General features: G+C 65.5%; 20 protein-coding genes and 1 tRNA gene. 11 read left to right on the forward strand and 10 right to left on the reverse strand.

Going from position 1 to position 26,239, the window contains the following annotated elements; all coding sequences use genetic code 11:
* Positions 1-106: 106 nt before the first annotated feature.
* Positions 107-958 carry a class I SAM-dependent methyltransferase gene (locus QBK88_RS24935; protein WP_277964115.1) on the reverse strand — a complete coding sequence of 284 codons (852 nt, stop codon included), beginning with the start codon at positions 956-958 and terminating at the stop codon, positions 107-109.
* 17 nt (positions 959-975) lie between these two features.
* Positions 976-1,809 carry a crotonase/enoyl-CoA hydratase family protein gene (locus tag QBK88_RS24940; RefSeq protein ID WP_277964116.1) on the reverse strand — a complete coding sequence of 278 codons (834 nt, stop codon included), beginning with the start codon at positions 1,807-1,809 and terminating at the stop codon, positions 976-978.
* 147 nt (positions 1,810-1,956) lie between these two features.
* Between QBK88_RS24940 and selA the strand changes: the two genes are divergently transcribed.
* From selA to QBK88_RS24955, 3 genes are all read left to right on the forward strand, one after another.
* Entirely contained in the window at positions 1,957-3,354 is a 1,398-nt protein-coding gene (gene selA, locus QBK88_RS24945; RefSeq protein WP_277964117.1) for an L-seryl-tRNA(Sec) selenium transferase, read from the forward strand.
* Positions 3,351-5,264: a selenocysteine-specific translation elongation factor gene (gene selB, locus QBK88_RS24950; protein WP_277964118.1), complete on the forward strand. Its 1,914-nt coding sequence runs from the start codon at positions 3,351-3,353 to the stop codon at positions 5,262-5,264. The genes selA and selB overlap by 4 nt, the downstream gene beginning before the upstream one ends.
* 9 nt (positions 5,265-5,273) lie before the next feature.
* Positions 5,274-5,369: transfer RNA gene (locus QBK88_RS24955), tRNA-Sec, on the forward strand.
* A 20-nt stretch (positions 5,370-5,389) separates the two neighbouring features.
* On the opposite strand, the gene QBK88_RS24960 is transcribed toward QBK88_RS24955, so the two are convergent.
* The 8 genes from QBK88_RS24960 to QBK88_RS24995 form a co-directional block, all read right to left on the reverse strand.
* Positions 5,390-7,474, reverse strand: coding sequence for a TonB-dependent receptor (locus QBK88_RS24960; RefSeq protein WP_277964160.1), 2,085 nt, complete (start codon positions 7,472-7,474; stop codon positions 5,390-5,392).
* A 237-nt stretch (positions 7,475-7,711) separates the two neighbouring features.
* Positions 7,712-8,671 (reverse strand): D-isomer specific 2-hydroxyacid dehydrogenase family protein, encoded by a 960-nt coding sequence (locus QBK88_RS24965; protein ID WP_277964119.1) that lies wholly within the window; start codon positions 8,669-8,671, stop codon positions 7,712-7,714.
* Positions 8,668-9,813, reverse strand: coding sequence for an acyl-CoA dehydrogenase family protein (locus tag QBK88_RS24970; RefSeq protein ID WP_277964120.1), 1,146 nt, complete (start codon positions 9,811-9,813; stop codon positions 8,668-8,670). The genes QBK88_RS24965 and QBK88_RS24970 overlap by 4 nt, the downstream gene beginning before the upstream one ends.
* On the reverse strand, positions 9,810-11,162 hold the full coding sequence (locus QBK88_RS24975; protein ID WP_277964121.1) for an LLM class flavin-dependent oxidoreductase: 1,353 nt from the start codon (positions 11,160-11,162) through the stop codon (positions 9,810-9,812). The genes QBK88_RS24970 and QBK88_RS24975 overlap by 4 nt, the downstream gene beginning before the upstream one ends.
* Before the next feature lie 20 nt (positions 11,163-11,182).
* Complete coding sequence (locus QBK88_RS24980) at positions 11,183-12,136, reverse strand: ABC transporter substrate-binding protein (protein ID WP_277964122.1); 954 nt, start codon at positions 12,134-12,136, stop codon at positions 11,183-11,185.
* 284 nt (positions 12,137-12,420) lie between these two features.
* Positions 12,421-14,004, reverse strand: coding sequence for a rhodanese-related sulfurtransferase (locus QBK88_RS24985; protein WP_277964123.1), 1,584 nt, complete (start codon positions 14,002-14,004; stop codon positions 12,421-12,423).
* Positions 14,001-14,609, reverse strand: a complete 609-nt coding sequence (locus QBK88_RS24990; RefSeq protein WP_277964124.1) for a cysteine dioxygenase — start codon at positions 14,607-14,609, stop codon at positions 14,001-14,003. Before QBK88_RS24990 ends, QBK88_RS24985 begins: the two co-directional genes overlap by 4 nt.
* A gap of 15 nt (positions 14,610-14,624) precedes the next feature.
* Positions 14,625-15,695, reverse strand: coding sequence for an LLM class flavin-dependent oxidoreductase (locus QBK88_RS24995; RefSeq protein ID WP_277964125.1), 1,071 nt, complete (start codon positions 15,693-15,695; stop codon positions 14,625-14,627).
* A gap of 284 nt (positions 15,696-15,979) precedes the next feature.
* Between QBK88_RS24995 and QBK88_RS25000 the strand changes: the two genes are divergently transcribed.
* The 8 genes from QBK88_RS25000 (at position 15,980) to QBK88_RS25035 (ending at position 26,208) form a co-directional block, all read left to right on the forward strand.
* Entirely contained in the window at positions 15,980-16,885 is a 906-nt protein-coding gene (locus QBK88_RS25000) for a LysR family transcriptional regulator (protein ID WP_268141999.1), read from the forward strand.
* 112 nt (positions 16,886-16,997) lie between these two features.
* Entirely contained in the window at positions 16,998-17,798 is an 801-nt protein-coding gene (locus QBK88_RS25005) for a class II aldolase/adducin family protein (RefSeq protein WP_277964126.1), read from the forward strand.
* Between the two features lie 13 nt (positions 17,799-17,811).
* A complete protein-coding gene (locus tag QBK88_RS25010; RefSeq protein ID WP_277964127.1) occupies positions 17,812-19,155 on the forward strand; it encodes an LLM class flavin-dependent oxidoreductase in 1,344 nt (447 codons plus the stop codon).
* Positions 19,156-19,502: 347 nt separating this feature from the next.
* A complete protein-coding gene (locus QBK88_RS25015; protein WP_277964128.1) occupies positions 19,503-21,938 on the forward strand; it encodes a TonB-dependent receptor in 2,436 nt (811 codons plus the stop codon).
* A gap of 12 nt (positions 21,939-21,950) precedes the next feature.
* Positions 21,951-22,904, forward strand: coding sequence for an amino acid ABC transporter permease (locus tag QBK88_RS25020; RefSeq protein WP_277964129.1), 954 nt, complete (start codon positions 21,951-21,953; stop codon positions 22,902-22,904).
* The gene (locus tag QBK88_RS25025) at positions 22,897-23,682 is read left to right on the forward strand and encodes an amino acid ABC transporter ATP-binding protein (protein WP_268142006.1); all 786 of its coding nucleotides are present in this window, start codon (positions 22,897-22,899) and stop codon (positions 23,680-23,682) included. Before QBK88_RS25020 ends, QBK88_RS25025 begins: the two co-directional genes overlap by 8 nt.
* A complete protein-coding gene (locus tag QBK88_RS25030; protein WP_277964130.1) occupies positions 23,679-24,617 on the forward strand; it encodes an ABC transporter substrate-binding protein in 939 nt (312 codons plus the stop codon). Before QBK88_RS25025 ends, QBK88_RS25030 begins: the two co-directional genes overlap by 4 nt.
* Before the next feature lie 13 nt (positions 24,618-24,630).
* Positions 24,631-26,208: an FAD-dependent oxidoreductase gene (locus QBK88_RS25035; RefSeq protein WP_277964131.1), complete on the forward strand. Its 1,578-nt coding sequence runs from the start codon at positions 24,631-24,633 to the stop codon at positions 26,206-26,208.
* Positions 26,209-26,239 lie beyond the last annotated feature (31 nt).

The following is a 26,239-nucleotide window of genomic DNA, read 5'->3' on the forward strand; positions in this document are numbered from 1 at the left end:
CTGCAGATACTTGCCAACACTGTCACAGGCTGTGGGAGCACAGCTTGCTGGCGAAGGGCACAACGCGGTCCATCAGGTACACCGCGTTGCCATTTTCGCTAGCAAGCTACGCTCCCACCCCAAGGCCGACGCAGCCTGTAGGTGCACCCATGCGCGCCCAGGCGCCTACCTGCAACGGGCCGAGCAGCTGTGCATTGGCCTGCGACGCTTCACGGCGAAGCTGTTCGGCCAAGGTGCTCAAGTCAACTTCGCCCGGTTTTACAATGCCCAGGCGCACCAGATGCGGTAGCACCCCGCCTGCGCCTTCAACTGCCCAGCGATACAGTGGCGAATGTTCGCCGCCGCCTATCAGGCATTCACAGAATAATTCGGGCCGTGGCAGCCCCGCTTCGGCGAAATGCTGCACCAACCGGGTCGCTGCACCCGGGCTGGGCGTGGCGGCGCCCAACGCCCCCAGTACCCATTCTCCGATCCGGTCCCAGGCCGGCACCGTCGGAAAGGATTGGGCCAGGGGTTTCAGCAATAGCAGCTCATGCAGGCCGAGCAGGCCGCCCGGCCTGGTCAGCTCCGCCATCTTGCGCAGGAAAGCAACCGGGTCGTGCTGGTGAAGCAGGATGTACCGGCCGATGACCGCGTCGTACGGGGCCTGCGTGCTGAAGGCGTCGATCGTGCAGGTGTGGAAGCGGACATTCTTCAGCTTTCCCTGCGCTGCCCTGCGGGTCGCCAGCAGAACGGCTTCAGGGTTCTCGTCTATGCCCTCCACCGAGCCGCGCCGGCCCACCTGCCGGGCTGCCAGCATCGTCAGGTCGCCCGCGCCGCAGCCCAGGTCGAGCACCCGCATACCCGGCTTGAGCCCCATCTCGCCGAACAGTCGGAGGCTCACCGGCTCGAGCACGCGTGCCTGGTGTTGCAAACGTTGCAACTCGTCGTTGCCGTGGCCAAACACGTAATCCACCATGTGCGGTTCCCCCTGGCTCAATGGCGCTCGCCACGATGGCCGGATTGCGCCTGGACCAGCCGGCGCATGTGTTGCAGGTCGCCGGCGCAGAGCCTGAGCGCCGCTTCGACCCACTGGGTGGTGATGGCCATGAGCTCGTGATGTGAGACCGGCAACGCCCTGCGGCGGGCCGCGTAGATCGCCGCAAGGCCGTTATGGCGTTGCTCGGCGCCCGTCACGTACGCATGCACCGCGTCCTGCCCGGTGCCGGTGGGCACCACCCGATCGATGATCCCCATGCTTTTGCAGTCCGCTGCCGAATAGACCCTGCCCGACGTCATCATGTCCTCGGTCTGGCGCATGCCGATGCGTCGGCACAGCAGGCTGTACCCGCCCATGCCGGGGAACAGGTTGAAACGAATTTCCGGAAACCCGAACGTGGCGTGCGCTTCGGCGATGATGACATCGCTGGCCAGCGCGGCTTCGAAGCCGCCGCCCAGGGCGGCACCCTGCACCAGGCTGAGGGTGACCAGCCCCTGGGCTTCGAAGTGCCTGAGGCGCCGGTCGACGTTGTCGATGCACAGGGTGGCGTACTGCAACAGCGCTGCGCGGTCATGCTGTTCGATACAGGCGATGAAGTGGGCCAGGTCGCCGCCCAGGCCGAAGACCTCGCGGTGCCGCGACGCCCATACGTAGTAGGCGATGGGCTCATCACGGGCGGTGCGCAGGCCCAGGTGTTCGTCCCGGTGCAACGCAAGGTCATGGCGACCCAGTGCGTTCAACAGCCCCAGCGTAAAGCTGGGTTCGGCCTTCGGGGTGAGGAACCCCCATAGTAGCCGGCGCGTCGCATCGTATATCGTCTCGTAGTCCAAGGCCGTCCCCTCGAAAACTGTTGGCAGTCGCCGCTTGCCCCTATTACAGGGCAACCGGCCGGCCAGCGAAACTGGTACATCTGACAGTGGCGCCAGCACCCCTTCAGCAGCGACTACGCTGTGTAGGTGTTGCCAAGGAGACCCCCGATGCCGTCACGTTTGCCTTCCGTTGATAGTCTGTTGCGCCACCCCGCGTGCCACCCGTTGATCGCCCGTTTTGGCCGCCCGGCCACGTTGGCGGCGCTGCGCCAGTTGCTCGATGACCTGCGCCAGGCCCAGGGGCTGGATGCCGCCGAGCACGGTGCCGAGGTGCTACTGGGCCGCCTCAGCGAACGCCTGGCCGTTCAACACCAGCGCCGCGTACGCCGGGTGTTCAACCTCACGGGTACGGTGTTGCACACCAACCTGGGCCGCGCCTTGCTGCCCGAAGAGGCCGTGGAAGCCGTGCAGACCGCCGCCCGCTACCCCCTGAACCTGGAGTTCGACCTGGCCACCGGCAAGCGCGGTGACCGCGACGATCTGATCGAGGGGCTGATCCGTGAGCTGACCGGCGCCGAGGCGGTCACGGTGGTGAACAACAATGCTGCCGCCGTGCTGCTGACCCTCAACAGCCTGGGCGCGCGCAAGGAAGGCATTATCTCGCGCGGCGAGTTGATCGAGATCGGTGGCGCCTTCCGCATCCCTGACATCATGGCCCGCGCCGGGGTGAGGCTGCACGAGGTCGGTACCACCAACCGCACCCACGCCCGTGACTACGAAGCGGCCATCAGCCCGCGCACCGGCTTGCTGATGCGCGTGCACCGCAGCAACTACAGCATCGAGGGTTTCACCGCCCAGGTGCCCACCGCCGAACTGGCGACCCTCGCCCATCAGCACGGCGTGCCGTTGCTGGAGGACCTGGGCAGCGGTAGCCTGCTGGACCTGACACGCTGGGGCCTGCCCGCCGAACCGACCGTGCGCCAGGCCCTGGCCGACGGTGCGGATGTAGTGACCTTCAGCGGCGACAAGTTGCTGGGCGGCCCCCAGGCCGGGTTGATCGTGGGGCGTAAGGAACTGATCGCGAAGATCAAGAAGAACCCCCTCAAGCGTGCGTTGCGCGTGGACAAGCTAACCCTGGCCGCGCTGGAAGCGGTGCTGGGCCTGTACCGCGACCCCGACCGCCTGGCCGAGCGCCTGCCCAGCCTGCGCCTGCTGACCCGTCCTGGGCCCGATATCCTGGCCCAGGCCGAGCGGCTGCTGGGCCCCATGGCCCAGGCACTGGGGCAGGGCTGGGCGGTGTCGGTACAAGCGGCGCTGGGCATGATCGGCAGCGGCAGCCAGCCGGTAGCGCGCCTGCCCAGCGGCGCCTTGTGCCTGCGCCCGCACGTCAGCAAGCGCCTGCGTGGGCGTCAGTTGCTGGCGCTGGAGCGCGCCTTGCGGCGTTTACCCATTCCAGTGCTTGGGCGTATCGACGATGACGCGCTGTGGCTGGACCTGCGCCAGTTGGACGACGAGCCGGCCTTCGTCGCGCAACTGCCGCGCCTGGCCCTGGAGGCATGCGAGTGATCATCGGTACAGCCGGCCACATCGACCACGGCAAGACCGCGCTGCTCACCGCGCTGACTGGCCAAAGCGGCGACCGTCGTCGCGAAGAGCGTGAGCGCGGCATCACCATAGACCTGGGCTACCAGTACGCGGTGCTCGAACGCGACGCCGCGCCCACCGGGTTTATCGACGTGCCGGGCCACGAGCGTTTCATCCATAACATGCTGGCCGGCGCCCAGGGCATCGACCTGGTGTTGCTGGTAGTAGCCGCCGACGACGGCGTCATGCCCCAGACCCGCGAGCACTTGGCCATCGTCGAGCTGCTGGGCATCCCCCAGTTGCTGGTGGTGATCAGCAAGTGTGACCGGGTAGCGCCTGAAAGGGTGCGCGACGTGCAGGGGCACGTGGCGCAGTTGCTGGCGGCAGGGCCTTATGGCGCCGCGCGGCAGATCGCCGTGTCGAGCGTGACCGGGGCGGGTATCGATACCTTGCTCAAGACCCTGGTGATGATTCAGCGCGAAGTGCGCCAGCAGCGTGACAGCGGCGGTTTTCGCCTGGGTATCGACCGCGCCTTCAGCATCGCCGGGGCCGGGGTGGTGGTCACGGGCACCGCATTGTCTGGCCGCGTGCAGGTGGGTGACCACCTGTTGCTGGGCGCCGAAGGCCGGCCTGTGCGGGTGCGCGGCCTGCATGCGCAAAACCAGACGGTGGAGGTGGCCCAGGCCGGGCAACGGGTGGCGCTGAACCTGGCTGGCGAGCGCCTGGCGGTGGAGCACATCCATCGGGGCGACTGGCTGGTGCCGGATTGGCTGCATGCCCCCACCCGCCGGGTGGACATCGAGCTGCGCCTGCTGGCCAGTGAAGCCCGGCCGTTCGAGCATTTCAGCCCGGTCCACGTGCACCTGGGCACCCAGGATGTGACTGCGCGGGTGGCCTTGCTGGAAGGCCCGTCGGTAGCCCCCGGCGAGAGCATGTTCGCGCAGTTGCTGCTCAATGCCCCGGTGCAGGCGGTGCGTGGTGACCGCCTGGTGCTGCGCGACCAGAGTGCCCAGCGTACCCTGGGTGGCGGCAAGGTACTGGACCCGTTCGCTCCCTCGCGTCAGCGTCGCAGTGCCGCCCGGTTGGCTCAGTTGCAGGTGCTGGACAGCGGCCTGAGCCTGGAAGGGGCGATGCCGTTGTTGCTGACCAACAACGGCCTGGGCCTGGACCCGCAGCGCCTGGAGCGCCAGTTCAACCGCTTGCGCGACACCTGGCGCCTGCCGCCTGCGGTGCGGGTGGTCGCCACGCGCCAAGGCCCCTTGCTGTTCAATGAACACCGCTGGCAGTCGCTGAAGGTAGCGCTGCTGGCCCACCTGGAGCGCTTTCACGAACTGGAAGCCGACCAGATGGGCCCCGACCGCGACCGCTTGCGCCGCTTCGCCGCATTGCCGCTGGAGCGCCCGGCGTTTGTCAGCCTGGTGGATGAGGTGCTGGCCGAAGGCGCGGTGGCGGCCAGCGGGCCATGGCTGCACCTGCCAGATCACCAGCCACAGTTGAGTGCGCAGGATGAAAGCCTGTGGCAGTTGGTGCGCCCCCTGTTGGCCGAAGGCGGTTTCGACCCGCCCTGGGTGCGGGACCTGGCTGCCACCACTGGCCGAGCCGATGCCGAGGTGCGCCTGCTGTTGCGCAAGCTCGCGCGCCTGGGCCAGGTGCACCAGGTCGTGCGGGACTTGTTCTACAGTGATGAGGCATTGCGCAGAATGGCGGCTATGCTGAGGCAACTGAGCGCCGCCAGCACCGATATCCAGGTGGTGGCGTTTCGGGACAGGCTGGGGCTGGGCCGCAAGCGCAGCATCCAGATTCTCGAGTTTTTCGACCGCATCGGCCTGACCCGCAGGCTGGGCGACCACCGCCGTTTGCGCCCGGACAACCCCCTGGCGCAAGACGGTTGAACGTGACAAGGAAGGCAATCGCGCCCGGTGGCGCGGCCGGGCTTCAAACCCGGTTGGGGACGGCATCCGTTCCCGGGCAGGTTCGACTCCGGCTGCCTTCCGCCAATTGCCGGCCCTGCGACGGGCTACAGGTCGTACCGCACGCTCAGCAGTACGGTGCGAGGGTCGTTGACCGAGTAGTACGCCGCGCCGCTGGACGGCACATACCCCACGGACTGCGGGTAGGCGCGGTCCAGCAGGTTCTTCACCGCCAGGGTGGTGGTCCAGTGGCCGTCGGCGCTGATGTAGCGGGTGTTGGCGTTCCAGAAGGTCTGCTTGGGGATTTCCTGAACGTCGTCGTTCAGGGCATTGGCATAGGACCTGGTCTGGAACTGCGCGTCGGTACCTACCAGGACGGTACCCGGCAGGCCGATGGGCACGGTGTAGTTCAGGCCCAGGCTGGCGTTCCATTTGGGTGAGAACACCAGGTGCTTGCCGTCCGCGTCCACACCGGCGCCCGCCGCGTTCTGGAAGTCGTCGTAGCGGCTTTGCAGAAAGCCGACATTGGCAGTCAGCTGCAGGTCGCGGGTCAGTGCCGTCAGGGTTTCCACTTCCACACCATAGGTATGCGCCTTGCCCACGTTGGTGCGCAGGCTCACGCCCAGCGCCGGGTCGTAGGCATTGGTCTGCAGGTCCTGGTAGTCGTTGTAGAACAGCGCGACGTTGGCGCGCAGGCGCTGGTCGAAGAAATCACCTTTCACGCCCGTCTCGTAGGTGGTCACGTCCTCGGGCGAAAACGCCGTCTCGGCCGCCGCCGCAGTGGGGGCGCGGTTGTCGTAGCCGCCGGCCTTGAAACCCTTGGCCACGTAGGCGTACTGGTTCAGGTGCTCGGTCCAGGCGTATTCCAGCCCCACTTTAGGGCTGGTGCTTTGCCACGACTTGCTGGCATCGGCGGTGAAGTTCAGCCCGGTGATCTGCCGGTTGGTGTTGATGACGTAGTTGGTGTAATCGAAGTTCTTGTGTTCACGGGTGAAGCGCAGGCCGGCGGTCAGCGACAGTTGTGGCGTCAGCTTGTAGCTGCCCTGGCCGTACAGCGCGTAGCTGTCGGTGGTGGTGGTGCTGTACTGGCCCTGGCCGATCACCCGGCCTCGGGCGACGGAGTAGGTGAGGTTGTCGCGGTCGGCGTCGAACTGTTCGTGGTACAGGAAGGCGCCGGCCGTGAAGTTGAACCGGTCATAGTTGCCGTTGATCTGGAAGTCCTGCGTGGCGTATTTCTGCTTGTACAGAATCAGGTTCTGCTGAATCAGCGCCGCCTGGCCAGAGTTGTCGTAGTCCACGGGCTGGTGGAAGGCCGAGTAGGCGGTCACCGACTTGAAACTCAACTGGTCGTTGAAGCTGTAGAGGGCCCGTAGCACGGCACTGCCCTGGTCGAGCTTGTTCTTGGGGTCCAGGCTGGAATAGCTCTTGAACTTGTCGAAGCGGCCATTGGCATCGAAGGGGCTGTAGCTGGTGGTATCGCCGCGGTCGAAGGTGCCGGCCAGGGTCAGTTGCACGTCCCAGGGCGAGTCGTCGGGCTTGAAGCGCAGCTTGCCCCGGTATGACTGAATGTCGATGTTGTTGACGTGCTTGCCCCGGGTAGGGTCCGACACGGTGCCGCCGCGGTTCAGGTCAATGGCCGAGAAGCTGCCGAACAGCGCGTTGTCCACCAGTGGGCCGCTGATCAGCAGGCGTGCGTTGCGCGCGTCATAATTGCCGCCGCCCAGCTCGAAAAACCCGCGGGTCTGCTGATCGGGGTCGCGGGTGATGACACGGATCGCCCCCGCGCTGCTGTTGCGCCCGTACAGGGTGCCCTGTGGACCGCGCAGCACTTCCACGCGCTCGACGTCGTTGAAATCCAGCATCGAGGAGATAGCCCGGGGGATGTACAGGTCATCGGCATACACCGCCACCGCCGATTCCTGGATCGGGTCGGTTTCGCCGATGCCGCGGATGCCGTACGTCTGGGCGCTGTAGGAGATGGACTGGTGGCTGAGGGTCAGGTTGGGAACCTGGCCGGACAGGTCGCGCACGTTGCGGATCTGTTTGTCTTCCAGGGTCTTTTCGTCGAAGGCGGAAATCGCCAGTGGGGTTTTCTGCAGGTCTTCGCTCTTGTGTTCGGCGGTCACCGTGACGGTAGGCAGCGCCGGGCCTGCGGCCTCATCGGCCCAGGCCCCGGGGCTGGCGGTGAACATGATCGCGAGGGTGAGCGGGTGGTACGCAAAGCGCGGTGTTGGCATGGCGTTTCTCGGTTGTCGTGGGGGTTGGGGGCCTCCTCCTGGCGGGGTCGGGTTGAATCGAGACGGTGTGGCCGAACCCTGTGGGACCGGGCGAAGCTCGGGAAAAGAGCGCCGCTTATTCAAGTGATTTCGCGGTGCCCCCTTCCCGAGCTTCGCCCGGTCCCACAGGGGGGGTAGGCAATCTGGTGTGGCTCAATAGCCGCGGGTGCGGTCGGCCAGGTTGTGCAAGGGTTGGCCGGCGAGGAAACGCTCCAGGTTATCCAGCAGGATATCGGCGATGGCTTCGCCACCCTTGGTGGAAATCGCCGAAGTGTGTGGCGACAGGCGTACCTTGGGGTGGCTGTACAAGCGATGCCCTTCAGGCAGCGGCTCGGGTTCGGTGACGTCCAGCGAGGCGAAGCCCAGCGGGCCATGGTCCAGGGCGTTCAGCAGCGCGTCCTGGTCCACCAGCCCGCCGCGGGCGATATTGATCAGGTGCAGGCCCGGTTTGGCACTGGCCAGCACCTGGGCGTTGACTAGGTGCCGAGTGCCGGGCGTCAGCGGCGCAGCCAGCACCAGGTGGTCCGACTCGGCGAACAGGTGGTGAATGTCGCGCGCTGTCTCCACGCCCTCCACCCCCAGGGGGGTGTCGCTCTGGCGCAGGGCAATCACGCGCAGGCCCAGGGCCCTGGCCTTGGTGGCCAGGCTGGTGCCAATGGAACCGAAGCCCAGAATGCCCAGGGTCTGGCCCTTGACCGGGGTGAGGGCGGTGAACTGCCAATCGGTGTTCTGCACCCAGATGTCGGGCAGGTGTTTGTTGTGGGCGAAGATCGCCGCCAGGGCAAACTCGGCGATAGGGTCGCTGGCACTGCCACGGGCGGTGGTCACCGGCAGCCCATCGAACAGCCACGCCGGGTAGAAATCGATACCCGACGACGCCAGCTGAATCCAGCGCAGGCCATAGGGCCAGCCTGGCGGTGGGGTGTCCGGGGCCTGGTAGCCCCGCACGTTGATAGGCCGGCCCATAAGCACGGTGGCCTCGGGCGGCAGGTCGCTGGGCACGCCTGCGGCAACCTCGACTACCGTGGCGCCGGGGTGGGTCCTGGCCAGGCGCGCGCGCAGGGCGTTGTTGAATGTCGCGTCCAGCTGGCTGGCGATCACCAGTTCACTCATGGCTGTGCTCCTGGGGTGAAAGCGGCAAAGGCGGCCTTGCCGACCCCGGTGAAAATGGCGTCGTTCTGCGGTGTATGCACGCGGCTGCAGAGCACGTCCCGGTAGTGCCGTTGCAGCGGGTTATGGCGTGACAGGCCGGGGTTGCCCGAGGCCTGAATCGCCAGTTCCACGGCGCGAATGGCGTTGTCGGTGACCAGGTACTTGATCTGCGCGGCGTGCTGGGGCGGTGTCAGGCCTTGGGCGGCGGCGTCGAGCAGGCTGCGGTTGTTGAACAGCAAGGTATCGATCTGCCCCACGGTTTCCTGGAAGCGCGGCAGGCTCGACAGCGGCGCGCCCAGATTGGATGGCGTGCGCTCGGTCAGCCACTGCACCAGCCAATCGCGCGCCGCCTGGGCGACGCCGTCGTACACCGACGACAGCAGCACCGACATCCACAGCAGGCCCTGGGGGTCCAGTTCGCCACGCGGGGCGCTGGCCGGGCTGACGCTGACGGCCTGGTCCAAGGGCACCAGCACGTCGTCGAAGGTCACTTCGTGGCTGCAGGTAGCGCGCATGCCCAAGTGGTCCCAGGCGTCGACAATGCGGATGCCGGGGCTGTCCTTGTGCACCAGCCAGGCACCCACCAGCGGGTCGGCGTCATCGCTGCGCGCCCACACGCTGTACCAGGTCAGGCCATGGCTGCCGGTGGAATAGATCTTGGTGCCACTCAGGCGCCAGCCCTCGGCGGTACGCCGCGCCGTGGTAGCGGGCAGACCGCCGCGGGCCGGGGTGCCCAGGTCGGGTTCCACGCGCAGGGCATTGATCAGGGCACCGTCGCGCACGGCGTCTTCGCTGACCCGCGCGCGCAAATGCTCTGGCCAGCTACTGTCCACCAGCCGCGAGTGCTGCAGATACTGCATCACCAGGATCAATGCGGTGGAGGGTTCACCCCGGGCCACGGCGGCGATCACGTCCCGGGCCTGGGGCAGGGTAGCGCCGCCGCCGCCCAGGGCCTTGGGCACGGTGTAAGCCAGCAAGCCATGGCGGTGCAGCAGGGCGAAATTGTCGGCGGGGAACTCGCCCGTACGGTCATGGTGCTCGGCGCTGGCGGCCAGCTGCGCCGTCAGTTTGGGCAGCAGTGAGCGGAAGCTGAATTCAGTCATGCCAGCGCTTCCTCGGCGGGGGCTTTGGCAGCGGCCGGCGCGGCGTAGCGGTTGACCGGCACGTCCAGGCCCAGGTGCTCGCGCAGGGTGGTGCCGGTGTATTCATCGCGGAACAGGCCGCGCTGCACCAGTACCGGTACCACCAGCTCGGTGAAGTACTGCAAGCCATCGGGCAGTACCGAGTTGACGATGAAACCATCGGCGGCGCCGGCCTTGAACCAATGTTCGATCTGGTCGGCGACCTGCTCGGCAGTGCCGACGAAATCGCGTTTGGGCCGGGAGAAATACAAGGCGGTTTCACGCAAGGTCAGGTTGCGCTCACGGGCCAGTTCGACGATGCGCTCGCTGCTGCCCTTGTGGCTGTTCGCGCCCAGGTGGCCAACGTCGGGGAAGGGCGCGTCCAGTGGGTATCGAGTGAAGTCGTGGTCATCGAACGAGCGGCCCAGGGCGACGATGGCGTCCTCGATGCTGACCAGGTCCACGGCCTGCTGGTAACGGCTTTCCACTTCGGCTTCATCCTTGCCGACGATGGGCCGGATGCCGGGCAATATCGCCAGTTTCAGCGGGTCGCGGCCGGCCTCGGCGGCGCGGCGCTTGAGGTCCTGATAGTAGGCACTGGCCTGCTCGAAGTTCTCGCCGTGGACGAAAATGGCGTCAGCATTGCCTGCGGCAAAGTCGCGGCCGTCCTCGGAGGTGCCGGCCTGAAAGATCGGTGGTTGGCCCTGGGGCGAGCGGGCGATGTTCAGCGGGCCCTTGACCGAGAAGAATTCGCCTTTGTGGCCCAGGGTGTGGAGCTTGGCCGGGTCGAAGAATTCGCCGGACTGTTTGTCGTAGGTGAAAGCATCGTCCTCCCAGCTGTCCCACAGGCCCTTGACCACGTTCACGTGTTCCCGGGCGATGCGGTAGCGGGTGGCGTGGGCCGGGTGTTCGGGCTTGCCAAAATTGTCGGCGGTGCCGCTGAGCCACGAGGTGACCACGTTCCAACCGGCGCGGCCGCCGCTCAACAGGTCCAGGGAGGCGAACTGCCGGGCTACCTGGAAGGGCTCGGTGTAGCTGACGGTCACAGTGGCCACCAGGCCAATGTTGCGGGTGGTGGCGGCCAGGGCCGAGAGGATGGTCAGCGGCTCGAAGCGGTTGAGGTAGTGGGGGCTGGATTTCTCGTGAATATGCAGGCTGTCGGCGATGAAGGCGAAGTCCAGTTTCGCATCTTCGGCCAGGCGTGCCTGTTGCTGGTAGAACGCCAGGCTGGTGCTGGCGTTGGGCAGCGCCTTGGGGTGGCGCCATTCGCCCCAGCCATGGCCGACACCGTGGATCATGGCACCGAGTTTGAGTTGGCGTTTCTGGGTCATGGTCATACTCCTTTGATCATTCACTGGGCGCGGGCGATGGGGGTGCTGGCGTTGAAGCTGGGGTCAAAGCCCTGGGACACGTCCACGGGGCGCGTGAGGATGCCTTCGCTGCGGTACAGGTCGGCGGTCTGCTGCAGGCCGCGCACGACCTGGTCATCGATGGCGACGCGCTGCATATGAGTGTTCTGCGCCGCCGCCAGCTGGATCTCCACCGGCAGGCCGGTGACCTTGGCCATGGCCGTGGCGTACTCCTTGGGATGGGCGTTGGCCCACTGCCAGGCGCGGTCGACGCGGGCGACGAAATCTTCCAGTTGCGGCCGCTTGCCCTCGATGGCCTTGGCGGTGGCCGCCAGGTACAGGTGGTTGCTCAGCAGCGTCTCGCCGCTGACCAGTACGCGCTCCTGCCCGCTGGCGGTGGCCACGGTGGTGTAGGGGTCCCAGGTGGACCAGGCGTCGACGCTGCCGTTTTCCAGCACCACCCGCGATTCGCTGGGCATCAGGAAGGCAAAGCTGACATCGCTGCTCTTCAGCCCTGCCTGTTGCAGTGCCTTGATGGCGAGCAGGTGGCCGATGGAACCCTTGGTGGTGACGATACGCTTGCCCTTGAGGTCGCTGGCCTGGTGGATGGGGGAGTCCTTGGGCACCAGCAGGGCGGTGGTGTAGCGGCCTTCCAGGTGGGTGATGCTGACCACCTTCAGGGGGGCGCCGGCGCCCAGGGCGAACACATAAGGGGCATCGCCCAACGCGCCGACATCCACGGCACCGGCGTTCAGCGCCTCGCCCAGGGGCGCGGCGGCAGGAAATTCGGAAAAATCGATGGTGTAGGGCACATGGGCGAGTTCGCCGGACACCTGCAGCAGGGTCTTGATGGTGGATTTCTGGTTGGCGACTTTCAGGGGTTGCAGGTCGGCGGCGTGGACGCCAGCGGCGGCCAGGCACAGCAAGGCGGCGGATAACAGACGGGAGATCGGCATCGAGGCGCTCCGGTGATGAAGTGGGGGAGGGCCTCCGCCTGGTGTGGGGTCGGTCTGGGTATGAGAATATGACTATAAGAAATGGCTGTGAAATTCTTTTTGGATCTATACTAATTATAAAATAAAGTGATTTTGAACTTATCCAATATGCACAAATATGCTGATAGTCTCTGTGGGACCGGGCGAAGCTCGGGAATCAGGCACCGCGGTGTTTCAGTCAATCCGCGGTGCGGCCTTCCCGAGCTTCGCCCGGTCCCACAGGGGTGAATCGGTCAGCGCCCCGATCAGATCACGAAGAACCCATGGGTGCCGTCCCGGCCCAGCTGTTCCACCAGGCCAAACTCCCAGTCCAGGTATGCTTGCATGGCTTCACGCGGCGCATCAGTGCCCTCGTAAGGCCGGCGGTAGCGGTCGGTACGCGGGGAGGCCAGGCGGTTCTCACCACTTTCAGTCGGCAGACCAGCCTTCAGCCAGCTTGCAGTACCGTCCTGCAACACGAACACCGGCTTGCCGGTCAGCGCTTCCACCTGCGCCACGGCAAAGCGCGCCAGCAGGCTGCTGCCGCAGGTGAGCACATAGCGCTCGGCGGCCGGGACGTTCTTCACCACGTTGGCCAGGTCCGCACGCAGCGCCCACCAGGCGCCGGGAATGTGCTGCTTGACGTGGTTGGCGCTGGTGGTGAAATCCAGCAGTTGCGTGCTGCCTTCGGCCAGCCATTGCTGCAAGGTCTGCGGGCTGATGGTCTCGAAGGGCGCGACCGCTGGCACGGCAGGCTTCCACGCGCCGGTTTCGCTGAAATCGGCCGCGCTGGCGTCGTCCAGTACATGCACTTCCCAGCCCAGTTGCGCCAGCCACGACGCGCTCATGTTGGCGCGTACGCCATCGTCGTCCACCAGCACGATACGTGCGCCACGCACACTGGCGTAATGGTCGGTTTCCTGCACCAGCTGGCCACCGGGTGTGGAGCGCGCTGCCGGCAGGTGCCCGGCCTCGTACTCCTGGGGTGTGCGCACGTCGAACAGGTAAGTGGTACGCCCGTTCTCAGCCTGCCACTGCTGCCAGTTCTTGAGTGTGGCGCGGCCTACGCCGGCCTTGTCGGCGACGGCGCGGGCGTCGTTGCTGGCCTGTGCGCGCGTGTCTTCACCGGTCTGGGCAAATTGCCGTGACTGGCCATGGTCAAGCGTCTGCCCGGCCAGCAGCCAGCCGATCGTGCCGTTGCGCAGGGCCGCGATGGGGTTGGGCAGCCCGGCGTTGACCAGCGACTGGGTGCCGATGATGCTGCGGGTGCGCCCGGCGCAGTTGACGATGATGCGGGTGGCCGGGTCTGGCGCCAGTTCCCGGGCGCGCAGCACCAGTTCGGCGCCGGGTACGCTGATGCCGGTGGGAATGCTCATGGTCTGGTATTCGTCGAAGCGGCGGGCGTCCAGCACCACCACGTCAGCCTTGCTGTCCAGCAGCGCTTTGACTTCCTCGGCAGGCAGGGAGGGGGTGTGGCGCTCGTGCTCTACCAATTCGCCAAAGGCCTTGCTCGGCACGTTGACGTCGATGAACAACTCGCCACCGGCGTCGCGCCAGCCCTGCAGGCCACCCTGCAGCAAAGCGACGTCGGTGTAACCCAATTGCACCAGGCGTTCCACGGCCCGTTGCGCCAGCCCTTCACCGTCGTCATACACGGTGATGGCGGTGTCCAGGCGCGGGATGCGCGGGTAGACCTCGACCTCCAGCTTCGACAGCGGGATGTTGGCCGCGAACAGCGGGTGCGCCTGGGCGAACGGCGCTTCCTCGCGCACGTCCACCAGGGCGACTTCCCGGCGTTCCAGCAGCGCCTGGCGAATGTCGGCAAAAGAGCGGGTCAGGGGGTGGCTCATAGGCTGCGGTTCTCTTTGGAAAGGTCCCAGATGTTGGGTAGCGTGGTGTTGGAATAGCCGGAGATGAACAGCTTTTCGCTGCCATCGGGCTGGTACACCGCACGGTGCACGGCACCGATATTGGCGCCATACACATGGATGCTGATCGACACCTGGTCGGCGAAGGCATTGCTGACCTGGTGAATATCGCCGATACGGGGTGATACCGCTTCGACGTGCCCAGGCTCCAGGCGGATGCGAGGGCCGTCGGGTACCAGCGCGTTATTGTCGCCGCGCACGTAGTTCTGCGAGTACTCGGCCCCGCGCAGCATGCCGATCAGGCCCCATACCCGGTGGTCGTGGATGGGAGTCTGCTGGCCTGGGCCCCAGACAAAGCTGACAATGGAGAAGCGTTGCCGCGAGTCAGCGTGCAGTAGAAATTGCTGGTAGCGCTCGGGGTCGGGCTGAGCGTATTCATCCGGCAGCCAGTCATCGAAGCTCACCAGTTGTTGCAGCAGTTGGCCGCCACGGTGCAGCTTGTCGCCTTCGCGCGGGTCGCTGTCGAGCAGTTCCGCCAGTGCGCCGATAAAGGCGCGCAGGCGTTCGGGGTGACGAACCTGGGACATCATTGCTCCTTGGTATCAGGCGACCTGGGCCTGGCGTTGCGCGACCAGCTGACGGGTCAGCGGGATCAGCTTGCGGCCGTAGTCGATGGCGTCGTCCAGCGGGTCGAAGCCACGGATCAGGAAGGTGGTGATACCCAGGTCGTAGTAGTCGAGCAGGGCTTCGGCCACTTGTTCCGGGGTGCCCACCAGCGAGGTGGAGTTGCCCTGGGCGCCCAGCAGGCCAGCGATGCCGGTCCACAGCCGTTTGTCCAGGCGCGAGCCCTTGGCGGCGGCGGCCAGCAGGCGGCGTGAACCTTCGTTCGGTGGCTCGCGGCGCACGAACCCGCGTTGTTCGGCCAGGGCGGTGGCGCGTGCAAGGATGCTGTCGGCGCGGGCCCAGGCCTTTTCCTCGGTTTCGGCCAGAATCGGCCGCAAGGACAGACTGAAGCGCACGGTGCGGCCATGCTTGGCGGCTTCGGCGCGCACCTGGGTGACCACTTCCTTGACCTGCTCATAGGTTTCGCCCCACAGCGCATACACGTCCGCGTGCTTGCCTGCCACCGCGATGGCCGCCGCCGACGAGCCGCCGAAGTACAGCGGAATCGGCTGGGCACTCTTCACTGCCGAGTGGGCGCCTTCGAATTGATAATACTCACCCTTGAAGTCGAACGGCTGGTCGGCGGTCCATTCCTGGCGCAGCACGCTCAGGTATTCATCGGTGCGGGCATAGCGCTCGTCTTTGCCGATGAAACTGCCATCGGCGCGCAGCTCCTTGTCGTCACCGCCTGTGATGATATGCACCGCCGTGCGCCCGCCGTTCAATACATCCAGGGTGGCGAACTGACGAGCGGCAAGGGTAGGGGCGGCAAAGCCGGGGCGGTGGGCGATCAGGAACTTCAGGTTTTTCGTCACGCTGGCGGCGTGGCTGGCGATCAGGGTGCTGTCCGGGCTGTTGGAGTGGAAGGCCACCAGGGCACGGTCAAAGCCCGCTTCTTCGTGGGCGCGGGCGACCTTCTCAATATGCTCAGGCTGCAGCACGGGGCCGGTCGCAGGGTGAATTTCCGAGGCGTGATGGCCGCCGATGTAGCCGATGAATTCGATGCTCATGGTGCTTCCTTTATGGGTAGAGCTGATCAAGGGCCTCCGCCGGGTGAGGGGTCGGTCGTTGATGAAGAACATAAAGGCAGGGTAAGGCGGTTGTGAAATTCGATTTTGTTCTAAGGTAATTATTAATTAATGGAATTTAAAAGTAATTAACTATTACCACAATGCATATTATGTTGGCGCCGCGCCTGCTGCGACCAGTCTGCGCATCCCCACCTAGCCAACCCCCCACCTTTAGTACTATGCTTTTCCCACATTTTGTCACCCCCCAAACATGTGCGGCCCGAATGAAAATTGATGATATCGATGCCTTTGTCGCGGTAATCCGTTGCCAGTCGATCAGCCATGCGGCCGAGTCCTTGCAGTTGACGCAGCCAGCCATCACCCGGCGGGTGCAGAATTTCGAGCAGGCGCTGGGCGTGGAGTTGTTCGACCGCAACACCAAACCCCTCAAGCCCACCCTGATCGGCCACCAGGTGTATGAGCAGTGCCGCACCATCCTGCGCGAGATGGATGCGCTGCGCGAGCTGGTGGCCAGCGATGCGCCGCCCACGGGTGTGCTGCGCCTGGGTGTGCCGCAGACCATCGGCGATGTGGTGCTGCTCGATGCCCTCAAGCACTTGCGCCAGCAATACCCTGCGCTGCGTGCCCAAGTGGCCACCGGCTGGGGCAGCCACCTGGTGGGCAAGATCGAGAAGGGCGAACTGGACGCGGCTGCCGCGCTGTTCCCGGCTGGCAAGATCTTCCCGGACAACATCATTGGCGAGTCCATTGGCAAGATGGAGCTGGTGGTGGTCTGCGCCAAGGACAAGCTGCCCAAGCGCCCCGGCAAACTGGCCGATATCTATGACAGCGGCTGGATCCTCAACCCCGACGGCTGTGGCTTTCGCGCGGGCCTGCAGCGTACCCTGTCGGACCAGGGCCTGGGGTTGAAGATCAACCTGGAAACCTTCGGCACCGAACTGCAACTGGGCCTGGTGGCCGAGGGCATGGGGCTGGGCCTGGTGCCGCGCGACCTGCTCGACCGCAGCGCCCATCGTGAACTGCTGGCGGCCGTGCCGCTCAAGGACTTCAAGCCGGTGATGGACCTGTGGCTGATCTTCCCGCGCTTCCTGGGCAACCTGCAGGGGCCGGTAGAGTCTTTCGGTGACCTGGTGGCTCGGTCGCTCAAGAAAGCCAGGGACGCGGCCTGAAAACATAAAAATTTATGATAATTAGCTTAGAATAAAATGTGATTTTTAAATGCTCCCCGAGGCGCTTAGGCTGCGTGCACGACAGTCCTAGGCCCCACAGGGAGCAGTGCCCATGAGCAGCGTCACATCCTTACCGCTACACACCCAGACCTCCAGCGTGCGCGACCGCGTCAGCCCCGAAGAGTGGGAAGTGCGCGTCAAGCTCGCCGCCGCCTACCGCCTAGCCGCGCTGCACCGCTGGACCGACCACATCTACACCCACTTCTCCGCCCGCGTGCCTGGCCCCGACGAACACTTCCTGATCAACGCCTTCGGCCTGCTCTTCGATGAGATCAACGCGTCGAACCTGGTCAAGGTCGACCTGGACGGCACCATCGTCGATGACCCCACCGGCCTTGGCATCAACTACGCCGGTTACGTGATTCACAGCGCCATTCATGGCGCACGCCCGGACTTGAAGGCCGTGCTGCATACCCATACCCGCGATGGCATCGCCGTGTCCGCACAGAAAGACGGCCTGCTGCCGATCTCCCAGCACTCCATCGGCTTCTCGGGCCGTGTGGCTTACCACGGTTACGAAGGCGTAGCGCTGGACCTGGACGAGCGCGAGCGCCTGGTGGCCGACCTGGGCGACAAGAGTGTGATGATCCTGCGCAACCACGGGCTGTTGACCGGTGGCGTCAGCGTCGAGCATGCCTTCCAGCAACTGCACGGTCTGGAGCGCGCCTGCGCCATCCAGGTCGCCGCCCAGGGCGCGGGCAACGCTGAACTGGTTTTCCCGCCGCGCGAAGTGGTTGAAAAGGTAGAGCAGCAGGCCAAGGCCTTCGCGGCGGGGGACGGCCCAGGCGTGGCGCGGCACTGGAACGCACTGATCCGTCAGCTGGAACGTACCGACACCGACTATAAACTCTGAGCAGGGAAGCAGCATGAGCCGACAACTGAAACTGGGTGCCATCCTCACGGGCGTGGGCACCGGCCAGGCCGACTGGCTGAGCCCCGAGATTCCGGGGGATGCCAGCGTCAACATCGAGTGGTACCGCGAACAGGCGCGCCAGGCCGAGGCCGCCAAATTCGACCTGGTGTTCATCGTCGACAGCCCCTACATCACCCCGGATTCGGCGCCGCATTATCTCAACCGGCTGGAGCCGTTGACCCTGCTGTCGGCCATCGCCGGGGCGACCTCGAAGATCGGCCTGGTGGCGACCCTGACCACCTCGTACACCGAGCCCTTCAACGTGGCGCGCCAGTTCGCCTCCCTGGACCTGATCAGCCAGGGGCGCGCGGGGTGGAACGTGGTGACCACCGGGCTTGAAGGGGCCGCCGGCAACTTCGGGCGTGAGGAACACATCGACCATACCGAGCGTTATCGCAAGGCCCGCGAGCACCTGGAGGTTGTCCAGGGGCTGTGGGACTCCTACGAGGACGATGCCTTCCCGCGCGACAAACAGCACAAGCAGTTCCTGGACCCCAGCCGCCAGCACCGTCTGGACCACAAGGGCGAATTCTTCTCGGTGACCGGGCCGCTGAACATCGCACGGTCCAGGCAAGGCCAGCCGGTGATTTTTCAGGCCGGCATTTCCGAGTCGGGCAGGGCGCTGGCAGCGGATTTCGCCGAGGGGATCTTCGCCGGGGTCGACAACTTCGAAGACGCCCAGGCCTATTACCGTGACGTGAAGCGGCGCACCGCTCAGGCCGGGCGCAACCCCGAGCATGTGGTGATCCTGCCCGGCATCGCGCCAATCATCGCCGACACCGATGAAGAAGCGCGGGCCATCGAGCGGCAACTGCACGGTGAACTCGACCTGGACAAAGCCCTGGTGCACCTGGGCCGGCCATTCAACTACCACGACTTCAAGCAGTACCCGCTGGACGCGCCGTTCCCGGAACTGGGTGACCTGGGCAGCAACGGCTACCGGGGGCACGCCGAGCACATCAAACAGGTGGCGCGCGAGCAGAAGCTCACCTTGCGCCAGGCGGCCCTGCGGTTCGCCACGCCGTTCTCGCACTTTGTCGGCTCGCCGCAGACGGTGGCAGACGAGATCGAGCGGTGGTTCGTGGAGGGGGCTTCCGATGGCTTCAATATCCGTGTGACCGCGCCCAGCGAGTTCAAGGCGTTCACCGAGCGGGTGCTGCCGTTGTTGCAGGCCAAGGGGTTGTTCCGCGAGGAGTACATCCATGACACCTTGCGTGGGCACCTGGGGCTGCCGGTGGTGGAGAACCGCCATACCCTGGCCCGTGGCATTGATGCAGGGCTGAAAATTTCAGCCTGAGCCGGGCTGCCCTACCGCGGCGCCTGGTTCCCGCGCTTCGCCCAGTCCCACAGAGCAGGTACAGATGCCTCTGTGGGACTGGGCGAAGCTCGGGAACCAGGCGCCGCGTTCGTTTCAGGCATGCCAAGACATTCAAATAGCTGATCTAACATACAAAAAACAATAAAATAAAATCATATAGTTTTATGTCTAAATAGAATTATACAGCGCTCACTTATTCCCATACCTTAGCCTTCAGACCACCTACCCCCACCCCCGGATGGTATCCATCAGAACAGGCCTGCAGCCTATCGGTACCCCGGACGGGTACCCGCCTCGCAGGTGTTGGACGGGAGTCACCCCCAGGTATGGAATTCGTCAGCCAACGCAGTGGACGCAATCCTTTCACCCCCACCTTGAGCCTCAGCCCGCTGGCCGTGGCCGTCACCGGTATCCTTTTCGCCACCGTTGCCCACGCTGAGGACAGCGCCCTGGACACCGTGGTGGTCACCGGCAACCGCGGTGCCGAGCAACGTACCGTCACCAGCAGCCCGGTGCCGATCGACGTGGTCAGTGCCAAGCAACTGCAGGCCACCGGCAAGCCCGGCCTCATGGAAGCCCTGAGCGCGGCCATTCCCTCGCTGACCCTGCCGGAAAAGACTGGCTGGGATGCCAGCGGCATGGCCCGCGCGCCGAACCTGCGCGGCCTCAACGCTGCCGAAGTGCTGGTGCTGGTCAACGGCAAGCGCCGTCATACCGCCGCCACCCTGAACATCAATGGCATCAACACCGGCGCCGCGCCGGTGGACCTGGACATGATCCCCATCGGCGCCATCGACCACGTCGAAGTGCTGCGTGATGGCGCCGCCGCCCAGTACGGTTCGGACGCTATCGCCGGGGTGATCAACGTGATCCTCAAGGCCGATTCAAGCGGCACCTCGGTGACCAACGTCGGCCAGGGCTACGACGGCAAGAAACAGACTGTGCAGCAGAGCATCGACAAGGGCTTCGAGATCGGTGACGGCGGCATCGTCCACCTGTCCCTGGATGCCCGCAACCAGAACGATGACAACAAGGCCAGCGCCAACGGCTACACCTACGCCCAGGCTTACGACAAGGCCGGCAAGTCCACTTACGGTGGCTACGGTACGCCGAAGATCGACCTGTACAACCTGGCCTACAACGCCGAGTTGCCGCTCAACGATACCTTGAGCCTGTACTCCTTCGGCACCGTGTCGCACCGCGAGGCCGAGCAGGGCCAGAACTTCCGCCTGCCCACCATCACCAACACCATCACCACCGGCCCCAACGGCTACCCGGCCGGCTACACGCCCACCTGGACCATCACCGAGGACGACTACCAGGCCGCCTTCGGCGCCAAGGGCCTGGCAGGCGCATGGGACTGGGACCTGTCCACCACCTACGGGCGCAACGAGGCGGAGCAGGGCACGTTCCACAACCAGAACCCCTCCCTGGGCGAAGCCACGCCAAACAGCTTCACCAACGGCACCTGGGTGTCGGATGAGCTGACCACCAACCTGGACTTCAAGCGCAACTACGACATCGGCCTGAGCAAACCGCTGGACGTGTCCTGGGGCCTGGAGCACCGACGCGACAGCTATGAAGTGAAGAAGGGCGACTATGCGTCCTATGCCGATGGCGGTTACTGCGTGGCGCCGGGCAATTGCGCCTCGTCTGGCGCCCAGGTCACCAACGGCATTTCGCCGGCGGACGAGGCCAGCGCCAGTCGCAACAGCGTCGCCAGCTACGTCGACTTCGGCATCAACCCGCTGCCCCAGTGGTACCTGGGCACGGCGCTGCGCTACGAGCACTACAACGAAGGCGTGGGCAGCACCCGCAGCGGCAAGATCACCACCCGCTACGAGTTCACCCCGCAACTGGCGATTCGCGGCACGGTCAGCAACGGCTTCCGTGCCCCGTCGCTGGCCAACAGCATCTTCAGTGCGCGTTCCACCACCTATGGCGTGGTCGACGGCGTGTATCAATCGATCAACTACGGCGTGCTGCCGGTGGACTCGGCCGCGGCCAAGGCGTTGGGGGCCAGTTCGCTCAAGCCTGAGCGCTCCACCAACTTCAGCCTGGGCCTGACCTGGACCCCAGCCGACCGCCTGAGCTTCACCGCCGATGCCTACGTGGTCAACATCCGCGACCGCATCACCCTGACCGGCACGCTGCTGGGCGACGAAGTCACCCAGGTGCTGCAGGCCAACGGCATCAGCTCCACCTCCGGTGGCCAGTACTTCCTCAACGGCGCTGACACCCGCACCAAAGGCCTGGACCTGGTGGGCAACTACAGCCAGGACCTGGGCAACTGGGGCTCGCTGAAATACACCGCGGCGTTCAACTGGAACGAGACCGAGATCCTCAGCTCCACCGGCAGCACCACCATCGGGGGCACCGAATACGAGTTGATGGACCGCAAGGCGCGCAACCTGCTGACCAGCGTGCAGCCCAAGACCAAGCTGATCCTGGGGGGCGACTGGAGCATCGGCAAGTTCGACGTCAACCTCGGCCTGACGCGCTACGGCTCGTGGAAGGAAGTGAACGACGCCAGCGACCGCTCCCTGGACCGGGTGTGGAAAGCCCAGTGGATCACCGACCTGGACGTGGGGTACCACCTGACCAAGGACCTCAGCCTGGCGGTGGGCGCCAAGAACCTGTTTGACGTGTACCCGAAAAAACAAGGGGTGCCGTCTTCCACCATGGTCAGCGGCTACGGTGTGTATTCGCCCTACGGCTTCACCGGTGGCTACTACTACACCCGCCTGACCTACGCCTTCTAAGAGGAACCTGCCATGCCGATCGTCTCCGAAGCCGTTCAATACCGCAACGACGCTGCGCCCGCAGCGAAACCGGTGCCGCCGGCCGCGCTGCAGATCGTGCCGGCCCGCCACCCGGGGCGCTGGGTGGGCACGCTGTTCGCTGCTGCCGTGCTGGTGGGCATCGTCCATTCCCTGGCCACCAACCCGCGCTGGGAATGGGGGGTATTCGCCCAGTGGTTCCTGGCCCCGGCGGTGCTCAAGGGGCTGGGCAAGACCTTGCTGCTGACGTTGCTGGCGACCCTGATCAGCGCCGTGCTGGGGACTGCGCTGGCGCTGGCGCGGCTGTCGCGGTCGCCGCTGCTGGCGTCGCTGGCCTGGGGCTATATCTGGTTCTTCCGCTCCATGCCGGCCCTGCTGGTGCTGATCATTCTCTACAACTTCGGCTATCTGTACGACCACCTCTGGCTGGGCGTGCCGTTCACCGACATCGGCTACCAGTGGTCAACGGTGGACGTGCTCAGCCAGTTCACCGTGGCAGTGCTGGGCCTGGGCATGCTGCAGGCCGCCTACACCGCTGAAATCATCCGCGGCGGCGTGCTGAGCGTGGACAACGGCCAGCACGAAGCCGCCGCGGCCCTGGGCCTGCCGGCACGCCGGCGGATCTTTCGCATCATTCTGCCCCAGGCGCTGCGCTCTATCGTGCCCACGGCATTCAACGAAGTGATCGGCCTGGTCAAGGGCAGTTCCATTGTCTACGTGCTGGCCCTGCCGGAGCTGTTCTACACCGTGCAGGTTATCTACAACCGCACCCAGGCGGTGATTCCGCTGCTGATCGTGGCCACCGTCTGGTACCTGCTGATCACCACCGTGCTGACCAGCGTGCAGTACTACATCGAACGGTATTTCGCCCGAGGGGCGCTGCGCAATCTACCGCCCACGCCGCTGCAACGCTTGCGTGGCTGGCTGAAGGAGAAGACCCATGGCTGAAGGGCGCATCGAAATCCAGGGCGTGAGCAAGCGCTTTGGCAACCAGTGGGTGCTGGACAATATAGACCTGACGGTCGACCCGGGGCAGGTGACGGTGATCCTCGGGCCATCCGGCTCGGGCAAGTCGACCCTGCTGCGCACCATCAACCACCTGGAGAAAATCGACGCCGGGCACATCACCATCGACGGTGAATACGTGGGCTATCGGCGCAAGGGCAACCAGTTGCACGAGCTCAAGGAACGCGAGGTGCTCAAGCGCCGCCTGGACGTGGGCTTCGTGTTCCAGAACTTCAACCTCTTCGGCCACCTCACGGTGCTGGAGAACATCACCGAAGCGCCGCTGGCGCACAAACTGTGGAGCCGTGGCGAAGCCCGTGAGCGTGCCCTGGCGCTGCTGGCCAAGGTGGGCTTGCAAGAGAAGGCCGACGCCTACCCCCGGCAATTGTCCGGTGGCCAGCAGCAACGGGTGGCCATTGCCCGGGCCCTGGCCCTGCGGCCCAAAGTGCTGCTGTTCGACGAACCCACCTCGGCCCTGGACCCGGAGCTGGTGGGCGAGGTGCTCGACGTCATTCGCCAGTTGGCCGCCACCGGCACCACCCTGGTGGTGGTCACTCACGAAATCGGTTTTGCCCGGGAAGTGGCCGACCATGTGGTGTTCCTCTGCGACGGCAAGCTGGTGGAACAAGGCCCCCCTGAAGTGATTTTCCACCACCCGCGCCACCCACGCACCGCTGCCTTCCTGGGCAAGGTGCTGACCGCCCCTCTGTTAAAGGAATGACTGCCATGACACGCCCCCTTGCCTTGCTGGCCCTTGCGGTCGGCACCGCGTTCGCGCTACCGGCCCTGGCCGCCGAGGCCCCGCCGGTGTTCGACCTCAGCCCCAACCGAGCGCACATCGACGCGCCCCGCAACCCGGCGGCCATTGCCCAGATTCCTGCCGGCTTCAAGTTCGCCGAACCCGGCAAGTTCACCGTGGCGGTGGCCGGCGCCTCGGGCCCGCCCCTGGCCCTGCTGGCCAGTGACGACAAGACCACCATCGGCAGCGAGGCCGACACCGCCCGGTTGATCGCCGACAGCCTGGGCCTGGAGCTCAAGGTGGTGCAGACCAGTTGGGAGGACTGGCCCCTGGGCGTCAGCTCCGGCAAATACGACGCGGTGCTGAGCAACGTCACGGTCACCGAGTCGCGCAAGAAGCGCTTTGACTTCGCCACCTACCGCCAGGACGTATTGGGCTTTTACGTGAAGGACAGCAGCCGCCTGACCTCGATCAAGGAAGCCAAGGACGTGGCCGGCCTGAAAATTATCGTCGGCTCGGGTACCAACCAGGAGAAGGTCTTGCTGGCCTGGAACGAGGCGAATGAGAAGGCAGGGCTGGAGCCGGCCACGCTGATGTATTTCGATGACCAGGCCGCCGCCACCCTGGCCGTGCAATCAGGGCGCGTGGACGCCATCTTCGCCCCCAACTCGATATTGGCCTACATCAAGGCCACGCGCGGCAACCTGCGGGAGGTGGGCCTGGTCAACGGCGGTTGGCCGCTGCAGGCCGACATTGCCGTGACGCTGCGCAAGGGCAACGGCCTGGTGCAGCCGATCCACACCGCGCTGGAAGGCGCCATCGCCGGTGGCCAGTACGCTGCCGTGCTGCAGCGCTGGGGCCTGGACGCCGAGCGCATCGACCATTCGCAGATCAACCCACCGGGCCTGCCGGACTGAAAGGAGCACCACCATGGCACTGACACGACGCGAAGCCCTGGCCAGCATCAGTGCGGTAGGCGGCGAAAAAGCCGCCCAGGCCGCACTGGCAGCCTTGGGCCTGGGCCCTTCCACCCACCTGCAGCACCAGACACTGGACTATGGGCCCCAGGCCGGGCAGGGCGCCAGCGTACTGATCCTCGGGGCGGGCATTGCCGGCCTGGTGGCCGCCCACGAACTCAAGCGCGCCGGCTTCCGGGTACGGGTGCTGGAAGCACGCAAGCGCACCGGCGGTCGTAACTGGACCCTGCGCAATGGCGACCGGGTCGAGTACCTGGACGGCCGCCAGCAAACCGCCGAGTTCGCCCCCGGCCTGTACTTCAACGCCGGCCCCGCGCGGTTGCCCAGCCAGCACCGGACCATCCTCGATTACTGCAGTGAGCTGGGCGTGCCCCTGGAAGTGCTGGTCAACACCAGCCACAGCGCCCAGTTGCGCCCCGACCTGGAACAGCCGGCATTCAGTGTGCGCCAGGCCCTCAACGACACCCGCGGGCACCTGGCCGGGTTGCTGGCCACCGCGGTCAACCGTGATGCACTGGATGATCAACTGTCGGCCGAGGAACGCACGCGGCTGCTGACCTTCCTGCAGGGTTATGGCGACCTGTCCCAGGAGCTGGTCTATGAGGGCAGTGTGCGCGCTGGGCACGGCGTGGCCAAGCCGGCACCGGGCTCGTTGCCGGCGTTTGCTGCCCCGGTGTCACTGGACCGTTTGCTGCACCCTGAACTGTGGGGAGCCTTGTTGCACACCGAGTACCCGGAGTTTTCCGCCACCATGCTGCAGCCCGTGGGGGGCATGGACCGTATCACTCACGCCTTCGAGCAACGCCTGCGTGACGAGCTGCAACTGGGCGCGGTGGTGCGCCAGGTACGCCAGAACGAGGAGGGCGTCAGCGTCACCTTTGATGATGGCGTGGGTGGCGACCCTCAGGTGGCGCGGGCCGACTACCTGATCTCGACCATTCCCTTGCCCCTGCTGGCACGCCTGGATACCGACTTCAGCGAGCCCTTCAAGGCAGCCCTGCACACCACCCGCAATGACCAGGCCACCAAGGTAGCGTGGCAGGCACCGCGCTTCTGGGAGCGTGAGTACCGCATCTACGGCGGCCTGTCGTGGCTTGAACATCCGGCGCGCCTGCTGTGGTACCCCAGCAACGAACTCAACAGCCCCGAGGGCCTGCTGGTGGCCGGTTACGTGACGGGCGAGGGCGCCGCGGCGTTTGGCCGCCAGGCGTTCGACGCCCAGTATGCGGCTTCAGCCGAAGCCGTGGAGCTGCTGCACCCCGGCCATTCGGCCAGCCTGCGCCACCCCTTGGCCGTGTCCTGGGAGCAAGTGGCGTACAGCGAAGGCCCGTGGCTGCAACGCGAGCATTTCCCCGCCGATGCCCATGCCCTGCTGGAAGAGCCCCAGGGCCGCGTGTACCTGGCCAGTGATGGCCTGGGCCAGAACGGCATCGGCATCTGGCAGGAATCGGCCGCCAACTCGGCGCGCCGGGTGGTCGGGCAACTGGCCGAGCATGTGATCCGCCAACGGCAAACGGCCTTGGCGTCCTGAATTCATTCCACTTTTCAGATAAAGAGAGTAT

It is taken from the genome of Pseudomonas sp. RIT-To-2 (assembly GCF_029623465.1).
GTDB classification, from domain to species: domain Bacteria; phylum Pseudomonadota; class Gammaproteobacteria; order Pseudomonadales; family Pseudomonadaceae; genus Aquipseudomonas; species Aquipseudomonas silvicola.

Coding starts and splice junctions, on each gene's coding strand:
- QBK88_RS24935 (WP_277964115.1), bottom strand. CDS start 958: ATGGTGGATTACGTGTTTGGCCACGGCAACGACGAGTTGCAACGTTTG.
- selA (WP_277964117.1), top strand. CDS start 1,957: ATGCCGTCACGTTTGCCTTCCGTTGATAGTCTGTTGCGCCACCCCGCG.
- QBK88_RS24960 (WP_277964160.1), bottom strand. CDS start 7,474: ATGTTCACCGCCAGCCCCGGGGCCTGGGCCGATGAGGCCGCAGGCCCG.
- QBK88_RS24965 (WP_277964119.1), bottom strand. CDS start 8,671: ATGAGTGAACTGGTGATCGCCAGCCAGCTGGACGCGACATTCAACAAC.
- QBK88_RS24970 (WP_277964120.1), bottom strand. CDS start 9,813: ATGACTGAATTCAGCTTCCGCTCACTGCTGCCCAAACTGACGGCGCAG.
- QBK88_RS24975 (WP_277964121.1), bottom strand. CDS start 11,162: ATGACCCAGAAACGCCAACTCAAACTCGGTGCCATGATCCACGGTGTC.
- QBK88_RS24980 (WP_277964122.1), bottom strand. CDS start 12,136: ATGCCGATCTCCCGTCTGTTATCCGCCGCCTTGCTGTGCCTGGCCGCC.
- QBK88_RS24985 (WP_277964123.1), bottom strand. CDS start 14,004: ATGAGCCACCCCCTGACCCGCTCTTTTGCCGACATTCGCCAGGCGCTG.
- QBK88_RS24990 (WP_277964124.1), bottom strand. CDS start 14,609: ATGTCCCAGGTTCGTCACCCCGAACGCCTGCGCGCCTTTATCGGCGCA.
- QBK88_RS24995 (WP_277964125.1), bottom strand. CDS start 15,695: ATGAGCATCGAATTCATCGGCTACATCGGCGGCCATCACGCCTCGGAA.
- QBK88_RS25000 (WP_268141999.1), top strand. CDS start 15,980: ATGAAAATTGATGATATCGATGCCTTTGTCGCGGTAATCCGTTGCCAG.
- QBK88_RS25005 (WP_277964126.1), top strand. CDS start 16,998: ATGAGCAGCGTCACATCCTTACCGCTACACACCCAGACCTCCAGCGTG.
- QBK88_RS25010 (WP_277964127.1), top strand. CDS start 17,812: ATGAGCCGACAACTGAAACTGGGTGCCATCCTCACGGGCGTGGGCACC.
- QBK88_RS25015 (WP_277964128.1), top strand. CDS start 19,503: ATGGAATTCGTCAGCCAACGCAGTGGACGCAATCCTTTCACCCCCACC.
- QBK88_RS25020 (WP_277964129.1), top strand. CDS start 21,951: ATGCCGATCGTCTCCGAAGCCGTTCAATACCGCAACGACGCTGCGCCC.
- QBK88_RS25025 (WP_268142006.1), top strand. CDS start 22,897: ATGGCTGAAGGGCGCATCGAAATCCAGGGCGTGAGCAAGCGCTTTGGC.
- QBK88_RS25030 (WP_277964130.1), top strand. CDS start 23,679: ATGACTGCCATGACACGCCCCCTTGCCTTGCTGGCCCTTGCGGTCGGC.
- QBK88_RS25035 (WP_277964131.1), top strand. CDS start 24,631: ATGGCACTGACACGACGCGAAGCCCTGGCCAGCATCAGTGCGGTAGGC.